Source organism: Acinetobacter sp. A47 (assembly GCF_000805455.1).
Classification (GTDB): Bacteria; Pseudomonadota; Gammaproteobacteria; order Pseudomonadales; family Moraxellaceae; genus Acinetobacter.
This window is the reverse complement of the sequence record NZ_JSUS01000065.1, coordinates 24,427-45,665: the sequence shown is the minus strand read 5'-3', so window position 1 is coordinate 45,665 and position 21,239 is coordinate 24,427. Positions and strand designations below refer to the sequence as shown.

Genomic DNA, 21,239 nt, shown 5'->3' with positions numbered 1-21,239 from the left:
TTGCCTTTCTTGGGTTTAATTATACTTACTTAAGTAAGTAAGTAAATCTATTTACGATTCTTTTCAGTTACCAAAGCATTATTACGCTTTAGTTCAAGAATCTTGTTTTGGGTGTGTGGAATTGCCAGATCATAGGTCTTTTGAGTCTTCATCACATTTTGAGCATAGTCGCGTGCAAAGGTGATTGGATTATCCTTACGCTCATACCACTTATTACCCTTTTGGACACTATCGTAGTATTTACCAACATTGTCAGCTAGGCTCACTTGTTGAGCATGTGTAAGGTTCTTAAACTCAGGTACATCTGACAAACCTTTAAGGAGATCATTCCCCTTTTTGTGCGTTGCTTTGAACTCGTTCAGGCTGTGGAGCTTCGAGCCACGATTATGAGGCAAAGCTTTCACATCAGCTTCCCAGCTTTTAAGATCACTTTTCCACTTATCGGTGTTAGTTGCCACCATATAGTCACGGTCAGCTTTGGTTTTTAAAGCACCCGGATTGCCCTGATTAAATCCCGCAGCCTTCTTGAGTAATGATGAAGCATATTCACGAGTTTCCTTAGGCATTGCCTGACCTTTAGCACCCTTACCGGTTTTAAGGTATGAGTCCATGTTGCCAGGCCCCCAGTTGTAAGCCATTAATGCTTGCTCAAGGTTGCCGTACTTCTTGATCATTTGCCCTAAGTAACGTGCACCGCCGTTAATGTTCTGCTGCGGGTCCCATGGGTTAGTCACACCTAAATCACCTGCAGTACCAGGCATGAGCTGAGTTAGCCCTTGTGCGCCGGCTTTAGAACGTGCATTAGGATTGCCTGCAGACTCCTGCATTACCAGACCTGCCAAAAGGTTTGTTGGAACGCCGTGCTTATCTGCAGCCTCAGCGATCAATGGGGCAAACTTGCCTAACTGGTTATGTGTTTGTAACACTGAACCATCAGCACCAAGTTCATAGCGATCCCCAGAACCTTCACCATAGACCTTATAAGCTTTAAGACGATTATCAACTGCATCCTGTTCCTTTTGATAATCAAACTTAGCCCAACCTAAATTGTTACGATCTTGGTTAAGACTAAGCTCCGCATTCTGTAAGTCCATACCATGCTGCATCTTACGCATCTGCATACCTTGCTGCATGGCCTCAGGTGTGAAGTTCTGGAACTGGCTTTGTAATGCCTGTGCTCCGGCAACGTCCCCGTTCTGCATTGCTGTGATGTATTGGGCAAGTAAAGGCCGATCCGCTACAGAACTCATCGTGTCCGAGTATTTCTGTGCCCCTAACGCATCGGCTTGTAATTTCCCGAGACGACCATCCATAGAACTGCGAATAGTATCTGCATCGTAGTTTCTCCCAAATTGTTCACGTAGATTGGCTAAACCACCCTGAAACTCTGCAGACTGGAATTGTTGTGGGTCACGGGCTGAATGGATGTAATCCAAGAGCTTCCCCGTATTTTGCTTCTCTTGGGCTGCAGCGAAGTTCACTGCGCCCTGAGTTGCCCCCTGAATCGCTTGATTCATGAGATGTTGACCCTGTTGAAGTAAGGCATTACCAGACCGGAAATCTGGGCCTTGAAGCTGATTCCAACGAACTGACATAATTAAATTCCATACTTCTTCATGTAGCTATCTACTGACTGATAACCATTTGGGTTACTTGCGACACGTGCCGCCTGACGGTCTGCAAGAGATGCATTAGTTGTCTTGCGCTGTGCTTCAAAGTTCTTGTTCCAAGAATCTTTAGCAAACGCCAATTGACCTTTTGCAGTCTTCACAGAGTTGTAAGCCTGATAGCCATTGGCCAAAGCACCAACCGTTGCACCAATTGCACTGGCTTGATCTTTAAGGCTTGAGTCTTGGAATTTACTCCAAGCACTTGCTAAGCCTGTAGGTTCGCCTGCACCTGGCATAAACTGTGAACCATAGACCTGATTAGCTGCAGGCATTGCAGTTCCATCACCAAACAATTGATTGCCCATAACACTTGTACCGAAAGGTGAGTAACCTTCCGTGTACTGAGGGGTTAATTGAGGCATCCATTGGTTCTGATTCATGAAACCATTTTGAGAACGCCACATATCGTTTGTGCCGTTAAACTCGTTCCATTTGTCTCGTAAATTCATTTCTACATTCCTTGTAAAAATTCCAATGTCTTACTCGCACTCGGAGGAGTGAGAGCTTGCTCCACATAGGAAGCGATCATATCCAAAGAGATTACAGCCGCATTTCCAGAGTGGACGGTGCGAGTATAGTACTCATTGGGTGTCTGATATAAATTTAGATAAGGCATACTGCTCGGAGGTGCCTGATCCAGAAAGAAAGTGCCATCAACCATCGGCCCTTTACCTAAAAGTTCCTGTGCCTGTTTGAGTGCTTCTTCCTTGTCTTTAACTGAGTTCTCAAACTCAAGCTGATCTTTGGCAATCTCTTTAATCTCGTATTGCCCTACCTTAGCGGAGAAGTTAAATGCGGCATTACTGGCTTGAAGCATCGTACTCGCTGTGACATTGAACATCCCCGTGGTATTGCTTAAATTCAAGTATCCGCCGTATGCCATTGCAATGACCGCCACTACAGCGACAATCTTCACGTTAATACCAATCTTCACGGCAAGTTTGGCCAAGGCGGATAAGGCAATTCCGATAACAACTGCTTGCACTGCAGCCATAGCTACAGTGTAGAGAGTGATTGATTGCCCCCCTGTAAACACTGACAAGACCACGGCGACAATGAACATCACTACCTTAAATAATCCGGTCGCATACCATTTCTTCTTAACAACTTGCAGTGTGTTAAATACGATATGCAGACTCTTGGCATAAATGGATTCACGTTCTCGGGTACTAAACTCATTACGCATAGACCGGTCTAAGGGAATTAGGAGATTCTCACTATCACCTTTAGAAACTGTCGAGTGGCCACCGGATACCTGCTCTGTAAATGACAAGCCATATACCCTAACTTCTCGGTATGTAGTCTCAGTAATCTGGAACTGATAGGCATGGTAATCCACTGACAATAGGCGCATGATGCCCCTGTTATCGCGCACACGCCCTCTTTCGAGTTTGTATGTACCAACTGCACCAATAGAGCCTCGAATGTCTCTGAGACCAATTGAGCTGTAACTAAGTACCTGTCTAAACGCCTCATCTTCGATAACGATAGATGAACCACCTTTCACGGCATAAGTGGCAAACTCCTGTTTAAAAGAGTCACTACCCCGCGAGATACGAGGTTGTTCCGAACCTGAATAGAGACGGTGAAAGTACTTAAACAAATACTTAAGTGTTAACTGATCTTTGGTATTAGCAGGTAATCCCAGCATTAAGAAACACTGCCGAATATTCTTCGTGTTCTCTACTGCTTCATGGATTTGATCAACCCACCCCTGCCATTCCAAGTCCATCTTACGGCCAGCAGACTTACTTGATTTAAATGCATCAGTTTCCTTAAGCCGAGAATCAGCCAAGTTTTGATTATTTAACCGAGCATAAAGCCTTGGGTAGAACTGGCCAGTGTCTTCGTGAGATTCAAGGATGCGGTCCAAACTAAGATAACCACCGCTACCAAAAACATAAGTAAAGTAATAGCGAGTCTCTTTGCCTGCTTTGGTGTATACCCCGCATCCCATAACATAATCTGATTCGTTAATAACTGGATCAGGTGCATAAGCTGTAGTTTCACTCTCCATGCCCTCCATAGCATTTTCATCACCTGAATTGATGTACTGTTCAAAGGTGATGATTTGAGTGTCAGTAGTGATGTTCCCTTTTGAATCCTTGTACTCATACGTTACTTTGGCGTAATCCTTATCGGCTTTCGCATCCACCGCATACGTTGTATGCTCGGCCTCAGGATTAGCCAAACGGCTTGGAGTCGCTCCGGCAGTAGCAGCAATACCCCATTGTTCAAAGTAGCGGGTATCCGTCACGCGAGAGATCGTATCTTCGGTATAGAAGATCTGCAGATCCTTCAAGAAACAAGATGATTTGTGCCACGGCGAGATAGATCTCAACTCATTGGTTTCCGGGCTGTACTGGAACTTATCAATTAAAATCTTCCAGGCGAAATGGTAGTAGTTGGGTTCCCCTAACTGCACGTAATCCATTACTACAGTAGTACCTAACTCCCCTTCCAAAATTGCCTGAACCTCAGTAGTCAGTAACTTTGAATTAGCATGAACAACTGAGGATTTTGGTAAGCCATAGTGATACTGACCACTCTTGGCCCAACGGTAGAACTTGTCCATTTTGGCAGGCAAAGAGTTCATAGCTGCAGCACGGATATGGTCAGTCAAGGACATCTGCACCACATCAGATTCAATCTGTAGCGTTGAATTAAGAACATGTTCAACTACTGCAGTCTGTGATGAGACACGAATATCTTTGTCCTCAACCATCCGGGCAACCGATGTATAAACATGTGTTTTCTTGCTTGAGCCAAAAAGTCCCATGGCTTACTCCGCTTCAAGCTCGATAAGATCTAAACGGCGTTTCAATGTGCGTACATATACAGTGAGTTGTAGACGTTCCATCTTCAATGTTACCCAAAGGTCATCACTCATACCCTCTGGACGGCCGGCTTTGATTTGTTCACGTAAACGGTAAAGCTCGCCTTGAGCTAATTTAAATAATTGCAGTTGGAGTTCCATCTCTCATACCTACTTATAAAAAGAGAGCCTTTCGGCCCTCTGTGTGAACCAGTGTTTAAACTGGTGTGATCTTGATACCTGCGAGTAACGACTTGATTACTGCACCAATTGTTGGGTCATAGAGCTGATTCGTAGAATCTGCTTTGACACCATCATCGTTACTACGGCGAACCGACCATGTATCGACTAAGATTTTCGCTACTTTCTGCTCAGCATCTCGGTAGAAACCTTGAGTCTGGGCACTGAGTAACTCGTTTTGGAAGAACAACACTGAACCTTTACCAATCACATTCCCTTGCGTTTGGGCTTGTTCAGTAATTACCTTCTGAGCATATAACTCAGTTTGATGCTGTTGACCTGCCACCTGAGCCTTGAGCAATTCAAGCTGCTGACCTTTGAGTAATAATTCTTTACGAGATAACTCAAGCTCTTGCTGTTTCACTTCTAATTGAAGTGTTTGCAATGCAATGTCTTTACCAAGCTTGATTACCTGAGCATCGATCAATGAGTTTTGGGCAATGATCCCTTGAATCTCATGTGGAACCTTCGTGGCATTCAAATCAATTAACTTGGTTTGAGCGTCAGTCTGTTTAGTTTCCGATTCAATGCGATTACCCTGTTTCTCAAGGTTCTTAACCTCTTGGCCAGATTTACGAGTCTCAGCCACTACACGATCTTTTTCAGCCACAGTAACTTGTGTCTGAGCTTCTGCCTGTAGAAGTTGTTGAGATAGTAATTCAAGCTGCTTAGGTGCCTGCTTGTTTGCTAACTCGACTTGTTCTTTTTGAGCATCAACCAAAGACGTTTGTGACTTTGTATGCGTAACTTGGTTTTCAAGTAATGTCACCTCTACTGGAATCTTTTTAAGTTCCTCAGTAGCTTGCTCCACTTGCTTAAGCGTCAACTTAGTTTGAGCCTCTGCCTGTTTACCTTGCCCCTGTAGAATTACAAGTTCATGCGGTAACTTAGCTGTAAGCTGATCAGTCTGAGCACCAACTAATTTGGTCTGAGCTTCAATCTGTTTAGATTCAACTGCGACCTGTTTAGTCTTGGCTTCAACTTGGTTGGTTTGAGCAGTAAGGTTATCTTTCTCAGATGCTACTTTGTCAGTCTGTGCTTTAACCTGCTCCATTTGAGCATCCAGCATAAGCAACTCTTTAGGGAGCTTCTGACTTAACTCAAATTCAGCAATGGCTGTTTGCTTAGAGACTAATAGTGTCTGAGCTTCTTGCTGCTTAATCTGACCTTTCAGGATCTCAATCTCGTGAGGTGTTTTTGTCATCTCTAACAAGATCTGATCTGTCTGGGCCTTAATCAAACCACCCTGTAAAGCAGAGTTACGGATTTCAGCTTCAACCTGTTTTACCTGCGCTTCCAGGAGACGTAATTCCCATGGAAGTCGGTAACGAGCTGTCGCATAAAGTGTTGCTTGAGCAAGTGTTGCATTTAAGCCACCAAGATATACATTGGCGTAGTCAGCACCACGAATGCGGTTCTTGTTGAACTCATCGGTAAGATGTTCCCGAACCGCCGTGAGTAACTCATCAAATACACCTGAACCGCCTACCTTACCTTCTGTCAGTTCCTTAATGTCGAGCTTCATCAACTCCTGAGATTTGGTCACATCTTCCACGGCCTTACTCCCAATTCTCTAAGCGAGTTTCGAGAACCTGAACATAAGCACGCATGTGTTGGCGTTGTTCATGTAATAAGTCCCACTGGATGTCTGACATACCTGTAGGTTGGCCATTACTGATGAAGGTGTGTAAACCTGCAAAGCGTTCGCGTACTTCTTCAAGTTCCAGCTCCACGCGGCCCTTAGGTGTGCGAGGTTGCTTAGATAACTTCTCAGCAAGTAAGTAACCTTCTAATGGCCAGATCTGACGGATAGCATCTTCACGTGCATACTTCTCACCGAGAGCTGCATCATAGTTTGCAGGGTCAACGCAAGCCGACTTGCCCACCATCACAATGCCATTCACCAGAGTAAGTGAGCACAAAGTTACCGTTGAGTCCGGCAACGTGAAGTATTCCTCTTTGGCAATGACCGATTCGATTTGTTCCGGAGTAACTTTATTCATTAGTCAATCGCCTTACGTGCACGTTGATCAGCAGCCAATTCAGCAAGCTCATCCTTCGTCAATTGAGGCAAGATCTCTACGCTGTACGCTTTGATCGATTTACCAGTACGAACAGGAACGCCACGATCATTTTTCTTCGTAACGAAGATCTGACATGTCTTTGCCTGTAACTGTTTAACGATGAAGTTTGGTAAGTGATATTCTTCATTGAACAATACATACTTACGGATAGTACCTACTTCACTGTTCGCTACGGTGTAGTACTCGCCCTGAAATTCCTTTTTCATTGGGTCCATACAAGTGACACGTACACGGATCAGTTTGTTTGCTTCATCACGTAAAGCCATACGAGCAGCGTGCTCATCGGAAGTCTTTACAGGTTGTGAAGTTTCAAAGTGACCATCAGCTAAGTCAGCAGTGTGTTCTTTCAACTTGGCTTGTACACGTTCACGCAAAGTATCCGTACCGATGTTTGGGTGAAACTGAATACCTAACATCGTTGCTTGTTGAATGAGGGTTGCGCGTTCGTCTTGGGTGTATACGATTTCTTCACCGTTTTCAGGTGTTTGTCCTTGAGACATGATTCAATTCCTTTTGAATAATGAGGGAGGTTGTAGAGGCAAGTAAGTCACCTTGTACTTACTTGCTTACATACTTACTTAAGTAAGTAATTACATACGAGCTAATGATTTAAGTAATGCTAAACGCTCACCACGGAGAACCATGAAGCCATACCACCACTTGATTGAGATGAAGCCCATTTCACCGTATGGATCGGTTTTGTCGGCCGTCTCTTTACCAGGCTTCTTGTGAGTGATCTGGAACTTCACTGTCTTACCGTCAGTTTGGAAACCGATAGTTGTGAATGATTCATCGCCAACGACTAAGACTGGGAATACGTCATATTTACCGTCAGTTTCATGGTAGTCAGCATCAGTAGCGGCAGCACCAGCACCAGCAAACTTCATCATTTCAGGAACGATTACGAAACGGAACTCACCGATCTGGCCACGTTCACCGTTAAGTAAAGTTGTACCTGCAGCGTACTTGTGGGTTGGCACCCAAGCTGGATTGCCGTGAAGGTCTTTCATCATTTCCAAAGTAGGAATCATTTCAGAACCACAGTAAGCAACACGAGCAGATGGCAACGTTACCGTATCAATCAAACGAGTACCTTTGATGATAGTCGTCTTCTTAGGGGTACGGTTGTTATCTAAATCAATAGATAAGCCCATCAAGTCTTTGTACGTCAATTCGTACTTAGCTGCAGCGTGCGGAGATGCACCCATGTCGCCATCTTCAAGAGCTGGACCACAGTAACGCAATGTACCTGCGTTGTTGATCAAGTCAATTTGCAATGCATCTTCGGTGATTTCCATCGCACCATTCAACAACTCACGGTTGATGTGCATAAGCAATTCAGCGTCAGAGTCGAAGTTTAAGAGGTCTGCAGAGTATTCAGCGAAGAAACCGAATTTCTCAAACGTACCTTTTAATTCTTTACGCGATACACCGACACGGTTTACACGGCCACCAGTTTCGCCGAGTACTGGCATTTTGCTTGGGATAGAACCAATGTCTTTAGAGCTACCGTACAAGTTACCATTTTTGATCTTCGCACCTGATGCATCAATACCCTGGTCATTGATGTTTTCGTCATCAAGTAATGGGATGTAGTGGTACAAGCGAATCTCTTTACCATGGTTTTTAGGCATTGCTTTAACAGATGCCAACTGACCGAAGTACTGCTCTTTACGCGCTTCGATTAATGCTTTGCGTTCATACAAGTGGGGATTGAGCTGATCAGCACCAATAGATTTCCCGTCCGCGTACAAATGGCCTTTAACTTGTTCAGTCATGTCTTAACTTCCTTGTTACATGATGTTGTGGTGACGAGCAGCGATTTCCATAAGTTCATCATCGCTTACTGTCAATGGGTTATACGCAGGTGCAGTAGGTGTTCCAGTAGCCTTACGTGGAGCAGCCGCAGCAGCGCGTTTCTGGTTAGTTGCAACCGTTTGAGGGGCTACAGCAACCGGAGCAGGTTGAGGTACAGGAGCAGCTACGGGTTGAGGCGTAGGAACTACTGCAGGGGCAACAACCTGAGGTGTAGGAGCCGGAGCAGTCTGAGGTTCAGCGTATAAACGATCACCCATCATTCGGTATGCATCAATATCGCTAACTCCATGTAGGCGACCGAACATACGTTCCTGAGCTACTGCATTCACGATGTTGTCAAAAATCCCAAGCTCTTTATGTTCTTGGAAGTAATGCATCATGCGTGGTGCTTGTAAGATCTGCTCTTGGCTTTTAGCATCCCAAGTACCTAAGGTGTCAAAGGTCTCTTGGAATGAAGGCTGTGAGTTAAGTTCCTGCAATACCGATGTGATCTCTAACTCTTGTTCAGATACCAATGGTGATTGAGGGACATAGTTCTCAGCAGTTTCAGGCGCAAGGTTGAATAAGTCGATGTTGCGTTCTTTAGCTAAACGAGCAATGGCTTCCGGTTTACCCGCGTGGAGGTCGATCATGTAGCCAATGGTTTCAGCATCAAGTAAGCCTGCCTTCTCCAAAGTACGATGTACTTGCATGGCAGGTTTTAACCCGGCCATCTTCTTATCGTAGTTCGCGCCTTGTTGCATCAAAGTGATAATGTCTTTGTGGTCACGTACCTGTAACTCACGGCCATTAGCTTTGAATGGACGAGTAACTTGCTCATAGAAAGCTTTGTAGTCAATCTCGTCTGTTGGAGTTGCCTCTGGTGCAGTAGGTGTCGCACCTTCCACGACTGGCGCAGCTTCGGGTTCAACTGCAGGAGTAGGCTGCCCTACATCCGGTTCTGGATCTTCAACGTCTGCATTGCTCTCTGGGAGTTGCTCTGGGTCGATCTCAGCTTCCGGCTCAGGTGCTTGGCCTTCCTGTAATTGCTCGATTGGCTGTGCTTCTGGTTGTGGTTCTAAGTGCGTACCTGCCGCTTCAAGGGCAAGAAGTTCTTCATCACTGTAGTCTTGGCTTAATGCAGTAACGTCAGCATCAGGCTGATCGTACTCTAGTTGCGCTTGCTCAAATGACATGGGTTAGTCCTCGTGTAATTCGTCTTGCATAAGACGAGCTTCACGGACGGAGGCACGTGCATTGGCAGCAGCTTCATGGATAGAACTTAACTCACATTGGAAGATGCTTAACGCATCTAAGTTACGCACCGTTGAACGGTACTCACCTGAATCCACTTGTAGTTTAGCTAGGTTGGAATGCAACTCGACTAAACGAGTTTGAGTCAAATGACTCATAACTAATTTGAAGTCTTGATTACGTTGTAAACGCTCAAGGGCTTCCCCTAGTGCTACTTGGGATTCACCCTTGCGAATTAAATCCGTTAATTCACTGTGCTTGCTCATGATCTACATCCGTGTAAATCGTCCCCCATCCTTAGGGGACTGGCAGAACAATAATACGTTTTGAACTGCCATACCAAATTTAATTTACTTACTTAAGTACTTAAGTAAGTTTAACCGTTGCTTTTTTGCTCGATGCGAGTGAGTTTTGTGCATGTTGCTTCAAAAGATCTGATTTATGACGCAATTTAGCCATACGATCTTCATGCTCATGTTGGAGCATCTTGTCTCGAATCTGACCTTGTTGCTTAACCACTTCCTTGTCGATCTCACGTGAATGAGTGACACCGGTTTGGTTATTCACATACTCCAAGTCTTTCTTGTCAGCATCGCTTTGAATGTTATTCGCACGTGCAGCTTCCACAGGTACTTTAGCCCCTGCAAGACCGGCCTTAGCGTGAGCTTCCATAGCCTGTGCTTCAAGCAATGCAATTTCAGCTTGCGCCTTCTGCATCTCAAGTGCTTGCATCTGTTGTTGGAACGGATCTGGTTGAGGTTGATATGTCTCAATCTTAAACGCCACATCTGGAAGTTTATGAAGACGTGCAATGTCAGCCAGTAACATGCGAGACATTTCAGGGTCCATCGTGTTCCCCATTGTCTGCAGCATAAATGCAAGTTCCTGAGCTTTCGCCTGATCGGACTCTGCAGTACTGATTGATAGGCGTAGGTCAAACTCCCCTGCCAGGTCATCACGGCGAATAGCGACAAACTCTGTATTGGTAATACGGACGATCTCCTCCTCAGATAGAAACTCCGCATTCATTGAGATGATCTTACGACCGATCTGCAGAATACCAGTGGACAGACGGCGTAGGATTGCCATCTCCCGTTTAGATGCAGCATCGAGCGCACCACGAACAGCAGCAGCCGTGTCACCCAAACCAGCACCAGTAATACCATTCTGACCTGCGAAGGCACGCACGCCCGTTAACGATTCAGCTTCACCATTCTGTAACTGCAACATAGCCATCGCAGAGTTCGGGAACTCCGGATAGGTGTGCATGTGAATACCGGTACGTGGATCAGCGTGAGGATTGAACTCATAGTCTTGACCGCGCTCATAACGAATCTTGTTCGTTGCATCAAGCATGTTCTTGGCCATACCTGTCTGAGAGTTTGCGGACTTACCAAGCAAGTCCACCATCCCACGGGTAACGGCACCAAGAATCTTTTGATTGTCCTCAAGCAATTCACCATCTGGTTCGCCGTACACTGAACCGGTGATAGGCAAGTAAGGTACAACCACGAACGGCGGTTTACCGTCAGGGAAAGGGTTCTTCTCTAAACGGATTAAGACATTACCTACCCATGTTGCAACAATAGGGCTAACAATCCCAGAGCCATCAATATCCCAATATCCCCAATACTCATAAACGGTAATCTTTTTACGGGGGTCGTCATTAAAACCAAAAGTCGATGTACCGTCTCCGTAATTGTGGTCTGGGTCTGAAAAGGTTGATGCATTTGAGACATTGATTTTCTCCAAGTTCTTGTATCGTCCATCTCGTTTAAGTTCTGACATAGACGACTCAAAACTATGGATGATGAATTGTGCTTTATCTAATACCCCTTCACATGTAGGGTCGATATAGACATTGCGGATGTCACAAACTTCAACCGTAGGATGATTGCGTACGGTCTTCATCTGCTTCTGAGGTGTATACCCGATTACTTGGGCACGGATAGGCTGACCTGTTTGCTGGGTCATTTCAAAACCGGCTTTAAGCGCAGGGTCAGCGTTGGCATACGAATCAGGTTCTTGCTGTTGCATCTGGGCAAGCTGTTCGTATTCCTCCATTACGGTAGGGTCAATCACATAACCGAACTGAGGTACAGGTTCTATAACTTCCTTTTCCTCAAAGTCCCAACCTACACGTACAATGACAGTACCTTCATTGACCGCCTTGCGGACGTACCAGTCAATGAAAGCTGTCTTATTGAGCTTGGTTTGGAATTGGTTATTCAGTACAAGTTCATTTTGCAAAGCTGCCTTCTTATCTTCGTGCGACACGGGATCTACTTTGAATAGATCTGATGTTGATAAGAAAGGTTCAGACAATGCAGGATAACGCCACTCGGCTTGCTTTCGGATTAGCTTCGGTACGATCTGCGATCTCCCCTTGCCACCCGAAACCTTAGCCGCGCCACGCACAAACAGGTTATCTAACCATGTGTCAACACGACCGATGTGATTGGTATGGTTTGCCTGAGCTTCTTGAAGATCTAATTTTAAATCTTGTAGCCGTGGCTCCTTCGCCCAATCCGTCAGTCCTCTGTCAACCTCAGTGGTTGGTTTTGGTTCTTGATGTTCCATACTTAGTCCATTAAGTATTTACTTACTCACTTAAGTAAGTATTCATACAAATCCATGTTGATAGAAACGGTCATTACTCACTGCAAGATCAACGTCCAATCCTTGAACTGCAAGCTCTTGGCATTCCTTCTCAAACAATGCTGAGTAACTTACACCCTCTTGAGGGTTGCCCAGATTGTTCGCGATAGGAGTAATCACCCGTGATGCGATGAAGTATAGTAATGCCTCTAGGTGGGTCATAGGCAAATCTATGTCTACCTTACTCGCATCGAATGATTCAAAATCAACCACCTTTGGAATCTTCACATGGTTTGCTTGGTACTCCACAATGAAGCGTGAACCTGCAGGTACAGGCGTATCAAAGCGAAGGATGTTATAAGCAGGTTGAATAATCTGAGTGCCACTTACCGGGTTACGGTTACGCCCCAGGTTCACCTCAATACCCTCAGGTGTAGTTACCCGGAGTACTTCAATGATGTCATCTTGGAATGGATCTTCCTCGTCCATGATATAGGGGTTCTCTCCCCCCGCAGATGCGCCGTATTTGCGCGTCAGCACGTATCGAGATTGATCTGCTAGTGTTTGTAGCACTAAAGTCTTTCGCTTCAATAGGAAGCGTTTATGAAGCTCTGTGAGGCCAAGGTTCACATGAGCGATAATCTTGTTCGCTTGGCGCGTGTCAATCTCATCACCGGCTGCAATGGCTAAGGCTGATAGCTCACCGTAGGCAAGCTGATCGAAGATGTCTGATAGTTTCATAGTGTGTCCTTACACAATGTAGTTGTCATAAGATGTGCCTTGATCTGGTTGGGAATGGTCATCCCAGATGTCGACCTCATCACTTTCGTATACTTCTTCCGAAGGTTTCCACGGACTCATTAGGGCAAGCATAGATACGGTATCCAAACCATCGTCATGTTTAGACTTGAACCCGCCCACTGCCGCTTGTCGAATCTCCAAGATTAATTCCTTTAATGCTGGGTGATTACGAAGCTCTAATGGGAAGTGCATCATGCCTAACTTAAACCATGGGACTACTACGTTGAAACGGCGTAGCTTGTCAGTGCTTGGACGAATGCCAGGCTCTTTACCATTGTTGTCAGATGCAAACTGGAAGTAGATATTACGTCTGAACTGTTCCTCTCTAATCCATGGAATGAATCCCCCTTGTTGTCCTGTCACCTCGATACCCACCGATTCAGGGCGGTACTTCTGAGCCAATCGGAACAAGTCATTGATGTTCTTGTCCATCGTCTGCCGAGCACAGATACCATCTACCCAGAACCAATGCCCCGCATTGTTGTAAGCCCACACTGAAATGAAGCTGTAATCGGCACTCTGCTTCTCACTGGTTGCAAAGTCAGTGGTGATGTAAAAGTTAAAGTTACTTCTGTTTTGGGCCACGTTCCGGATGCGATACCACTGCAACTCTGAGTCTGCAATGAGTCGGTCTTCCTCAGACATAATACGGAGCATCAACTCTTGGTTGAACGTGTCGATCTTCCCTGCACCTAATGCTTCCGTATATTTACGAAGGACATACTTGTAGCCGAATCGGTCAGGCCAAGAACCTCGGAACTCCTCTGCAGTGCAAGGGAATCTCTCACAGACTGGGTAGACATTGACTCGCCACTGACCAGACTCTACAGCCTTGTACAAAGGGTCGCCTGCATTAAAGGGTGTACCTGACCAAATGATCTTTGAACGTTGCGGGTCTAACGCATAATCGACTGCCTTATAGACAGTGGCTTCAATAGACTCAATCACCGTTTGGGAACGTGCATCCTCATCCGATACCAAGTCATCCAGTACGGCTAAGACTGGACGTTTGCCTCGGGCTTTCGCCCCACGCACGCCCGTCTTAGCACCGTACCCTTTGACAATGAATACATTGCCGTCCTTGTTCTTGAACTCCCAGTGGATGTCAGTGAACTTGGCTTCTGGAATGTGCTCCATAAGGAATGGTGATTCTTCACGGCGGAACTCTAAGTTCTTCCGCATGTTCTTCACGCCATTATCAATCGAGTCAGAAACGTAGATAGCGAAAGGTACTTTACCGAATCCAGGAATCTCCCCGTACATTGCCAGGTACAGGAACAGGTACTCACCAAGTACGGTTGTCTTGGCGGCACCACGATGTACCATGTTGGCAATACGCTCTGTCGGGCCTGCCACTTGATCAAGCATCTTGTAGTGAAGTACAGGTGACTTGTTCTGATCTGCTTGACCTGCAGATGCCAGCTTAATGAACTCTACAAAATGGATTGCAAAGACGCTGGGTACATAATTAGGGTCAGGAGAGTACGAAACCGCGTTAAGCCAGTCTTCTACAGTAGGGTGTTGCTTCTTCCCTTCTGTATCTAAGCCTGCATCTTTTTCAATGCTCTGGCGAACGCCAAACGATAATGCACTCTCTAAGAATGCATTATCCTTCATGCGTATAAACCTTCCCTACTGTACGAACCTGAGCACTATCCTCAGCAGTCAGTAAACCAGCCTTGATCATTTGCTGTTGTTGAACAGCCATATCAAAGGTCGCTTTACGGATCTCCTCAATGACACCTGAATCTTTGATACCAAGATCAAGTTCAACCTTCTGGGTCTCAGGCGGTTTAGTGTGGGTAAGTACAATGTTCGTTGCGTCAGCTCGTACCTTCTCAGAGCTGGCAGTCATCATTAACTCAACGGCCGTGTTCAATGCCTTCTGTCTTAAGTCTTGGTTTAGGACATGGAACGGCACCAACGTTTGAGCCATGATCTCGTTGACCAACTTAGACTTGTTGTACGCCGTGACATAGGAAGCAATGTCCTTAGGCTGGACACCACGGGCAACAAAGTTTTGGTACTTCTGAGGGAACGTCTTCTTGTAAGCATCAATCTGAGTCATGTTCATCAGACGACAACTCACATACTTCACAGCATTGACGTAATCGCTTAAGCGGAACTTTCCATTCTGTAAAACGGAAGTGTATGAGACTAAGTTGTCCCGATACGATTCATACATATCGGGATCACTAAGCATTGTGTTGATTTGATCTACTAGATCTTGATTGACCGACTTTCGGAACTTATCAGGGAGACTTTCCTTAATCTGGTCTGCAGTTACTACCATGTTACTCATAATCAAACTCCTTTTGATTGGGAGCAATTGTACTTAAGTAAGTAGGTAAGTAAGTAATTTGATTTTATGCAGCTTGGGAAACCAGTATGTTACGAGCTTCAAGGAAGTCCTCGTATGTATATTCCATCACCTCTCGTTCTAAGTATGGGTAAGGTTCAGAGTAGTCGATTACCTTAGGCGTATTTAATCGAACTGTCTCAAGACAATCATCCTCGATACGCTGCATCCATGAGTCCAGTTCATCCACACTCAGTTCTAATAACCATTGCTGTTTAAAGTTCTTCATTGCTAACTCTCCTGTAGGCACATAAGGATACCTTACTTACTTAATTGCGTAAGTACAAATTCCAGTCAGTCGGGTTATGGCAAATTTCATAATTTAGTACGGATGTAGGGTTCATACGATTCAGCTCAAGCAAATGGAAGTACCCCCCCGGGGAGTCCAGCTCAGAAAAAGGATTCTTACTTTTGTAAGTGCATAGCACTTGTCATGGCAATAACGCCGTAGATCAATTAAAGGAACATCCTATGAACATCTTAACAACTATCGGTACTGCAATCGCTGGCATCTTCAATGTAGTAATCAAACTCTGTTCAGCAGCAGAGCGTGGAGCTAACTCACTTGATCAACTTGCTAAAGCAGGTGAAGCCAAGGCAACTAACTATACCAACCTTGTCATGCTCAATGATGAGGAGAAGTACAACGAACGTCTTGCAGAGATCAATGCTAAGCGTAAGGCTGCAGGCTTAGAGGTTAAGCAGATTGAATCAGTTCAAGCCAAAGCAGAACGTGAACAATCAGCAGCAGCGAAAGCAGCAACCGAAGCATTAGTGTAATTCTACTTACTTACTTGCTCAATTGAGTAGGTAAGTATTTACTTAGACCAATTAAAGGAAATACAATGCGACCAATCCATAACGTATACATGACCTTAGCGATATTCATCATGGTCATGCTGTTAGCTGCTCTATACGGATATAGAACTGCAGATGCTGCACTTGTAATGAATACAATCAAGCTGACGAGCTGGTCAGTAACAGCACTCTTATTCATTTTCGCATTAGACAACGCATTCGGAGCAAAGACATGTCAAACCAACTAAAGCAAGCACTATGCCTATCAGTACTCATTCGTAAACTCGCAGTAATGGGAAGACTTCCAGATATGGATAGAACTCTCATGAACCGAGCACGTAACTCAGAGCTATTCAAACAAGCTCGACTCAAAGCTCAAGCAGCTTAACCAATGTCCTCATACCTTCGGGTATGGGGATCTCTTTTTTAGACAATACACAACGTACACATATACACATCGGTCAGGCCATACACAGTAGAGCGTAGAGAGGGACAGTCCCGTTTAGAATAAACGGTATGCATCCTCACTCAAGCTCAGCACTCTCATTCCTTTGGGATAGCACTCTTAGTACTGTGCAAACTTTGTTCACACTGGAAGGGTTAGGGAGAGAGCTAGGGAGTTCTGACACAGAACACTTAGTTGTTACCATATAGTCTGGGCTACCTATATCTCAATATTCCTTTTCCCTTGTCCGATACATTACCGATAGTCTATGTGTTCACATCTTGGACTGTGGGTACAGTTCTTTTTTAGTACACTTACATACTCCGAGATACACATGAATACTACTGCCCTAACTATGACTCGCATTCCTTATAAGTTTATATTTTTCTTCATTGTTCTATTACCAATCTTACCTATTATCAATTACTTTCTATGGACCATTGCAGGGTATGAGTTCGTAGGCTTTTTTGGCATCTCAGGTTTGTTAATCTCTATGACTGTTGGCGTATACGGTGTGTGGATATGCCTAAGACAGTTCAGTAGATCTCCACATTACTTATTCAAACGGGCAGGTCTACAAGATAACAGTATTGTCAGATCTGTTGCTTTCGTCATTGGCATTGCCTGTGTGGGTACCCTATTTATATTAGGTGAAGATCTTGCCTTCATAGGGACATACTTCGTAGGTAACATAGCACTCTGTCACAAACTTGCAGGTAAGTTAGAGCAAGGCTTTGTAATGAAGGCCGCTTAAACCCTTAGATAGTAAGGACTCTTTAGTTGGTGTGGGCGTTGCCCACTAAAGCGATAGGTACAAGCACTACGTCATCTGTAGCGTTCACCTGTGAAAAGGTTTGTACCGTGCGTTAAGGCATAGCCTTAATTATGGCAATAGTGCCTAAACCAACTAAAGGAAAGTCCTCATGGCTAAGTATGACAACACTGTTTCAATGAACAACTCTAACACTGCTTCTGGTAACTCTCGTGAGAAAGCCAAAGCTTGGGTTAACTTAACACTCCGTTTAAAAGACGGCGCAAGCACAAACATCGGTATCCCTTTAATGGAATCTGATTATGTTCAACGTTCGATTATGCGTCACCTATCGGATGAAAACCTTACAGCCGAAGAACGTGACAGCATCATTGCACAAGTACTCACAAAGGCTATTACAAGTGGCGACATCTCTTATCGCATCGTTGCAGAGCGTGATGAGAACGCTGTAGGTGAACTGAACATCTAATCAAATTAAGCCTAGCCCATGTGGTTAGGCTTTTTTATTTAACTAAACCAATTAAAGGATACTGATATGACTAAGATCACTCGCGCTCGCTATGACCTACAACAACGTATTGAAGTTGCCTTCGATAAACGTTTGATCTTTAAGAAAGCGTACGCTGAAATCATGGCATCACCTGAACTTGTGGCCATCATGGATGAAGGTGCAGACATCCTTACAGATTGGATATTAGACGATCACTTTGATATGAAAGCTGAACGTGTAGCACAGCTCTGTGCCTTAGATATTAAGGAGCTGGTCTATAAGATCATCACAGAGATTGCACTGTCTGCACAGAAGCCAATCCCATTGGTGTCAATCAGTGCTAAGTGTGCTGCATTGCTTAAAATGGCTGATAACGTCAAGGCTATTCAGACTATGGCAGAGGTTATCTCTGTATTGGCTGATATAGACCTATTTGATGCTGGAAAGATCTCAAACAGTAAGGATGCATCGTACATGATCATGTCTAAGATCACTCTTGATCCAGAGACAGAAGCATTCATGTATCAGGCAACTTACTTGCCACCGATGATCCACAGACCTAAGAAGTTACGTCATAACCGCAGCAGTGGATACTTAACACAGCAAGGTGATAGCTTAATTCTTGGAGGTTTTCAGAACCATCACGATTGGGACATTTGCCTCGATGTCTTGAACATTATGAACTCTAATGAGTTCGAGCTAGATATTGAGTTCCTCAGTACTGTTGAAGAACCTGAACCTAAGCCAACTAAACAAGACGGCGTAACGTACATGAGCAAAGATCAACGGGCAATGGAAGCATTCGCTATCGAGAACTTTGAGAAGTACAAGAAACAATGTTACTTCCTGTACATGTACTTGAATAGTAAAGGTAATTCTGTATTCTTCACGCACAAAGTTGATAAGCGTGGCCGTATCTATGCATGCGGTTATCACTTATCACCTCAAGGTAACTCTTTCAAGAAAGGAATGCTCAATTCCAAGAAGAAGGAAGTGCCTACAGGCATTGAAGCATTCTTAGGAGCTTAAACAGTGAGTGAAGTGTTCTTAATTGACCCTAACGATGTACCCCTTGATGAGTACCCTGAATGGCAAGCCATTCTTGTAGGTATTACTGACAAGGGTTTGAACTGGATAGAGTATGGGGTTAATAACACGCTCTATCTATTGGTGTACCGTATCTTAGGTAAGTACAACATCCACGTCTCTGAACGTGGCGGCTTTCATACATTAGAAATGAAATCCACTAAGATCAGTACTTTAGCTGAACTCAAAGTCATGGCACTTAAAGTAATGGTAGCAAGTTAATGTACGCTTTGAGATCCAATCAACGTGGCCACTGGTGCAGCCTATGTACCAAGAACCGAGCAGTGAAACGCTCTAAGTATTATACGTTCTATTCGTGTGATGAATGCCTACCTCAAGCCATTGAAAAAGAACTTGAGGAAATGCGCCGTGAATCACACATGACCGAAGCCGATCACCAAACATGGGGAAGATTATGATTATCCGTTCAATTCAACCAGTTCAATACGAGTATTGCTTTGAGTGTGACACGCTCGTAGAGGTGCTCTGTGATCAATGCACCATCTGCTATAACTACATTGTACCTTAATACTTACTTAAGTAATTGAGTAAGTAGACACTTAAACCAATTAAAGGAAACATTATGCAATTCAATAACATGAAAACTTTCACTGGCATCGAGTACATGGCAATCGACATCGCAAACCATTTCGGTTTAGATAAGAAGCCCTTCGAGTATCGCATCCAGTGGGTGAAAGACAACCTACATCAATTGGAAGATTTACAAGACCAAGTTGATGAAGACCCTATCCTGTACGCCAAAGCAGTAATGGCATTTCGCCGTGCATTGAATGGTGAGGAAGTAGGTCACATGCCTTCGTTAGATGCGGTATGTTCAGGCATCCAGATCATGTCAGCTATTACAGGCTGTCAGAAAGGTGCATACATCACCGGTCTAATTGACCCAGATCAACGTATGGATGCATACAAGTTCATTACGGACACTTTGAATGTCATCCTTAAACAGAAAGGCATTCAGGATATTAACGTTGCTCGTAAAGACGCAAAAGATGCCATTATGCCGTGTACATACGGCTCACAGGCTAAACCAAAGGAATACTTTGGTGAAGGTCAAGTGCTTGAAGCGTTCTATATGGCCTGTCACAAAGAGGCAAAAGGTACGTTTGAATTACTTCAGATCTTGCGTAATACATGGCAACGAGGCGCTTTGGCACACACTTGGCAACTACCTGACGGCTTTGTAGCACAAGTCAAAGTAATGCAGAAAGTGGAAACACGTGTGCATATTGCAGAGATGTTCAACTACAACATGACCATTGAATCTAAGGTAAACCAAGGTTCAGATCGTGGTGTATCGAACGTGGCCAACGTTATCCACTCTATTGATGCGTTCCTATTACGTGAATTGATTCGCCGTTGTAACTACAACAAGAACATGACTCGTAAGGTGTACCACATCATCAAGGATTACTTACTCAGCAATGAGAAGCCACAACCATTGACTGATGAGGAGCTTAAATACTACTTCAACCTTGCCAATCAACATGGCATTGTGTCTGTGGTAGTTATCCCGCACATTACCTCTGAAAACGTAGATCAACTGCATCGTGGCTACCTTGCAGACCTGTTGGCACTGCTTGAAGTAATGCTCAGCTACGAACCATTCATGGTGACAACTGTGCATGATGCATTCTGTGCATTGCCAAACAACTGCAACGTCTTACGCCACTGGTATCGTGAGATCTTAGCGGAACTCGCTGACTCTGATGTTCTTGAGTACATCATCAAGCAAGTAACCCATAATAAGGATTACAAGTTCCATAAACATTCAACCAATCTGTCTAGTAAGATTCGCAAGTCAAACTATGCAATCTGCTAATTAAAGTACAACCTGTGGGCGTTACTACTTACTTAAGTAATTAAGTGTGTAAGTTTCGCCCACTATGCATTTACTAGGTGAGCTTCGCTCACTAAAATGAGATGCAAAGTCACAGGACTCTTGCGTACTTTAATGGTCTCGCACACAGTCTGACGAAACTACTAAACCGATATACTAAAAGTACTAAAAG

General features: G+C 44.5%; 22 protein-coding genes. 7 read left to right on the top strand and 15 right to left on the bottom strand.

What is annotated here, in order from left to right:
- Nucleotides 1–47: 47 nt before the first annotated feature.
- The 15 genes from OC23_RS18600 to OC23_RS14800 all read right to left on the bottom strand — a co-directional run bounded on the left by OC23_RS18600 (nt 48) and on the right by OC23_RS14800 (nt 15,847).
- The gene (locus tag OC23_RS18600; protein ID WP_052209181.1) at nt 48–1,595 is read right to left on the bottom strand and encodes a lytic transglycosylase domain-containing protein; all 1,548 of its coding nucleotides are present in this window, start codon (nt 1,593–1,595) and stop codon (nt 48–50) included.
- A gap of 2 nt (nt 1,596–1,597) precedes the next feature.
- On the bottom strand, nt 1,598–2,074 hold the full coding sequence (locus tag OC23_RS14865) for a hypothetical protein (RefSeq protein ID WP_152607844.1): 477 nt from the start codon (nt 2,072–2,074) through the stop codon (nt 1,598–1,600).
- Between the two features lie 47 nt (nt 2,075–2,121).
- Complete coding sequence (locus OC23_RS14860) at nt 2,122–4,449, bottom strand: hypothetical protein (protein ID WP_038345668.1); 2,328 nt, start codon at nt 4,447–4,449, stop codon at nt 2,122–2,124.
- A gap of 3 nt (nt 4,450–4,452) precedes the next feature.
- The gene (locus tag OC23_RS14855) at nt 4,453–4,647 is read right to left on the bottom strand and encodes a hypothetical protein (RefSeq protein ID WP_038345667.1); all 195 of its coding nucleotides are present in this window, start codon (nt 4,645–4,647) and stop codon (nt 4,453–4,455) included.
- Between the two features lie 55 nt (nt 4,648–4,702).
- Nucleotides 4,703–6,280: a hypothetical protein gene (locus OC23_RS18595; RefSeq protein ID WP_052209180.1), complete on the bottom strand. Its 1,578-nt coding sequence runs from the start codon at nt 6,278–6,280 to the stop codon at nt 4,703–4,705.
- A gap of 4 nt (nt 6,281–6,284) precedes the next feature.
- On the bottom strand, nt 6,285–6,728 hold the full coding sequence (locus OC23_RS19590) for a Gp49 family protein (RefSeq protein ID WP_081407333.1): 444 nt from the start codon (nt 6,726–6,728) through the stop codon (nt 6,285–6,287).
- Nucleotides 6,728–7,309 carry a hypothetical protein gene (locus OC23_RS14840; protein WP_038345666.1) on the bottom strand — a complete coding sequence of 194 codons (582 nt, stop codon included), beginning with the start codon at nt 7,307–7,309 and terminating at the stop codon, nt 6,728–6,730. Before OC23_RS14840 ends, OC23_RS19590 begins: the two co-directional genes overlap by 1 nt.
- 90 nt (nt 7,310–7,399) lie before the next feature.
- Entirely contained in the window at nt 7,400–8,587 is a 1,188-nt protein-coding gene (locus OC23_RS14835; RefSeq protein WP_038345665.1) for a N4-gp56 family major capsid protein, read from the bottom strand.
- A gap of 15 nt (nt 8,588–8,602) precedes the next feature.
- Complete coding sequence (locus OC23_RS14830) at nt 8,603–9,802, bottom strand: hypothetical protein (protein ID WP_038345664.1); 1,200 nt, start codon at nt 9,800–9,802, stop codon at nt 8,603–8,605.
- A gap of 3 nt (nt 9,803–9,805) precedes the next feature.
- Nucleotides 9,806–10,126: a hypothetical protein gene (locus OC23_RS14825; RefSeq protein WP_038345663.1), complete on the bottom strand. Its 321-nt coding sequence runs from the start codon at nt 10,124–10,126 to the stop codon at nt 9,806–9,808.
- Between the two features lie 100 nt (nt 10,127–10,226).
- Nucleotides 10,227–12,440, bottom strand: coding sequence for a hypothetical protein (locus OC23_RS14820; protein ID WP_038345662.1), 2,214 nt, complete (start codon nt 12,438–12,440; stop codon nt 10,227–10,229).
- A 42-nt stretch (nt 12,441–12,482) separates the two neighbouring features.
- The gene (locus OC23_RS14815; protein ID WP_038345661.1) at nt 12,483–13,199 is read right to left on the bottom strand and encodes a hypothetical protein; all 717 of its coding nucleotides are present in this window, start codon (nt 13,197–13,199) and stop codon (nt 12,483–12,485) included.
- Nucleotides 13,200–13,208: 9 nt separating this feature from the next.
- Nucleotides 13,209–14,876 (bottom strand): hypothetical protein, encoded by a 1,668-nt coding sequence (locus tag OC23_RS14810; RefSeq protein ID WP_227505565.1) that lies wholly within the window; start codon nt 14,874–14,876, stop codon nt 13,209–13,211.
- Nucleotides 14,866–15,561 (bottom strand): hypothetical protein, encoded by a 696-nt coding sequence (locus OC23_RS14805; protein WP_038345660.1) that lies wholly within the window; start codon nt 15,559–15,561, stop codon nt 14,866–14,868. Before OC23_RS14805 ends, OC23_RS14810 begins: the two co-directional genes overlap by 11 nt.
- A gap of 64 nt (nt 15,562–15,625) precedes the next feature.
- Entirely contained in the window at nt 15,626–15,847 is a 222-nt protein-coding gene (locus OC23_RS14800) for a hypothetical protein (RefSeq protein WP_052209179.1), read from the bottom strand.
- 242 nt (nt 15,848–16,089) lie between these two features.
- Here OC23_RS14800 and OC23_RS14795 point away from each other — a divergent pair, with 242 nt between their 5' ends.
- The 7 genes from OC23_RS14795 (at nt 16,090) to OC23_RS14765 (ending at nt 21,049) form a co-directional block, all read left to right on the top strand.
- Entirely contained in the window at nt 16,090–16,398 is a 309-nt protein-coding gene (locus OC23_RS14795) for a hypothetical protein (RefSeq protein WP_038345659.1), read from the top strand.
- Between the two features lie 797 nt (nt 16,399–17,195).
- The gene (locus tag OC23_RS19205) at nt 17,196–17,615 is read left to right on the top strand and encodes a hypothetical protein (protein ID WP_161792303.1); all 420 of its coding nucleotides are present in this window, start codon (nt 17,196–17,198) and stop codon (nt 17,613–17,615) included.
- Between the two features lie 169 nt (nt 17,616–17,784).
- Nucleotides 17,785–18,102, top strand: coding sequence for a hypothetical protein (locus OC23_RS14780; RefSeq protein ID WP_038345656.1), 318 nt, complete (start codon nt 17,785–17,787; stop codon nt 18,100–18,102).
- Between the two features lie 66 nt (nt 18,103–18,168).
- The gene (locus OC23_RS14775) at nt 18,169–19,152 is read left to right on the top strand and encodes a hypothetical protein (protein WP_038345655.1); all 984 of its coding nucleotides are present in this window, start codon (nt 18,169–18,171) and stop codon (nt 19,150–19,152) included.
- Nucleotides 19,153–19,155: 3 nt separating this feature from the next.
- On the top strand, nt 19,156–19,431 hold the full coding sequence (locus OC23_RS14770; protein ID WP_038345654.1) for a hypothetical protein: 276 nt from the start codon (nt 19,156–19,158) through the stop codon (nt 19,429–19,431).
- On the top strand, nt 19,431–19,628 hold the full coding sequence (locus tag OC23_RS19085; protein WP_152607843.1) for a hypothetical protein: 198 nt from the start codon (nt 19,431–19,433) through the stop codon (nt 19,626–19,628). Before OC23_RS14770 ends, OC23_RS19085 begins: the two co-directional genes overlap by 1 nt.
- 164 nt (nt 19,629–19,792) lie before the next feature.
- On the top strand, nt 19,793–21,049 hold the full coding sequence (locus OC23_RS14765) for a DNA-directed RNA polymerase (protein ID WP_052209178.1): 1,257 nt from the start codon (nt 19,793–19,795) through the stop codon (nt 21,047–21,049).
- Nucleotides 21,050–21,239 lie beyond the last annotated feature (190 nt).

Excerpts from the sequence above, each read along its gene's own strand:
- OC23_RS14765 (WP_052209178.1), top strand. The coding sequence starts at position 19,793 with ATGCAATTCAATAACATGAAAACTTTCACTGGCATCGAGTACATGGCA.
- OC23_RS14805 (WP_038345660.1), bottom strand. The coding sequence starts at position 15,561 with ATGAGTAACATGGTAGTAACTGCAGACCAGATTAAGGAAAGTCTCCCT.
- OC23_RS14860 (WP_038345668.1), bottom strand. The coding sequence starts at position 4,449 with ATGGGACTTTTTGGCTCAAGCAAGAAAACACATGTTTATACATCGGTT.
- OC23_RS14835 (WP_038345665.1), bottom strand. The coding sequence starts at position 8,587 with ATGACTGAACAAGTTAAAGGCCATTTGTACGCGGACGGGAAATCTATT.
- OC23_RS14800 (WP_052209179.1), bottom strand. The coding sequence starts at position 15,847 with ATGAAGAACTTTAAACAGCAATGGTTATTAGAACTGAGTGTGGATGAA.
- OC23_RS19205 (WP_161792303.1), top strand. The coding sequence starts at position 17,196 with ATGAATACTACTGCCCTAACTATGACTCGCATTCCTTATAAGTTTATA.
- OC23_RS14825 (WP_038345663.1), bottom strand. The coding sequence starts at position 10,126 with ATGAGCAAGCACAGTGAATTAACGGATTTAATTCGCAAGGGTGAATCC.
- OC23_RS18600 (WP_052209181.1), bottom strand. The coding sequence starts at position 1,595 with ATGTCAGTTCGTTGGAATCAGCTTCAAGGCCCAGATTTCCGGTCTGGT.
- OC23_RS14780 (WP_038345656.1), top strand. The coding sequence starts at position 17,785 with ATGGCTAAGTATGACAACACTGTTTCAATGAACAACTCTAACACTGCT.
- OC23_RS14830 (WP_038345664.1), bottom strand. The coding sequence starts at position 9,802 with ATGTCATTTGAGCAAGCGCAACTAGAGTACGATCAGCCTGATGCTGAC.
- OC23_RS14820 (WP_038345662.1), bottom strand. The coding sequence starts at position 12,440 with ATGGAACATCAAGAACCAAAACCAACCACTGAGGTTGACAGAGGACTG.
- OC23_RS14855 (WP_038345667.1), bottom strand. The coding sequence starts at position 4,647 with ATGGAACTCCAACTGCAATTATTTAAATTAGCTCAAGGCGAGCTTTAC.
- OC23_RS14865 (WP_152607844.1), bottom strand. The coding sequence starts at position 2,074 with ATGTGGCGTTCTCAAAATGGTTTCATGAATCAGAACCAATGGATGCCT.
- OC23_RS19085 (WP_152607843.1), top strand. The coding sequence starts at position 19,431 with ATGTACGCTTTGAGATCCAATCAACGTGGCCACTGGTGCAGCCTATGT.
- OC23_RS14775 (WP_038345655.1), top strand. The coding sequence starts at position 18,169 with ATGACTAAGATCACTCGCGCTCGCTATGACCTACAACAACGTATTGAA.
- OC23_RS19590 (WP_081407333.1), bottom strand. The coding sequence starts at position 6,728 with ATGAATAAAGTTACTCCGGAACAAATCGAATCGGTCATTGCCAAAGAG.
- OC23_RS14795 (WP_038345659.1), top strand. The coding sequence starts at position 16,090 with ATGAACATCTTAACAACTATCGGTACTGCAATCGCTGGCATCTTCAAT.
- OC23_RS14815 (WP_038345661.1), bottom strand. The coding sequence starts at position 13,199 with ATGAAACTATCAGACATCTTCGATCAGCTTGCCTACGGTGAGCTATCA.
- OC23_RS14840 (WP_038345666.1), bottom strand. The coding sequence starts at position 7,309 with ATGTCTCAAGGACAAACACCTGAAAACGGTGAAGAAATCGTATACACC.
- OC23_RS14810 (WP_227505565.1), bottom strand. The coding sequence starts at position 14,876 with ATGAAGGATAATGCATTCTTAGAGAGTGCATTATCGTTTGGCGTTCGC.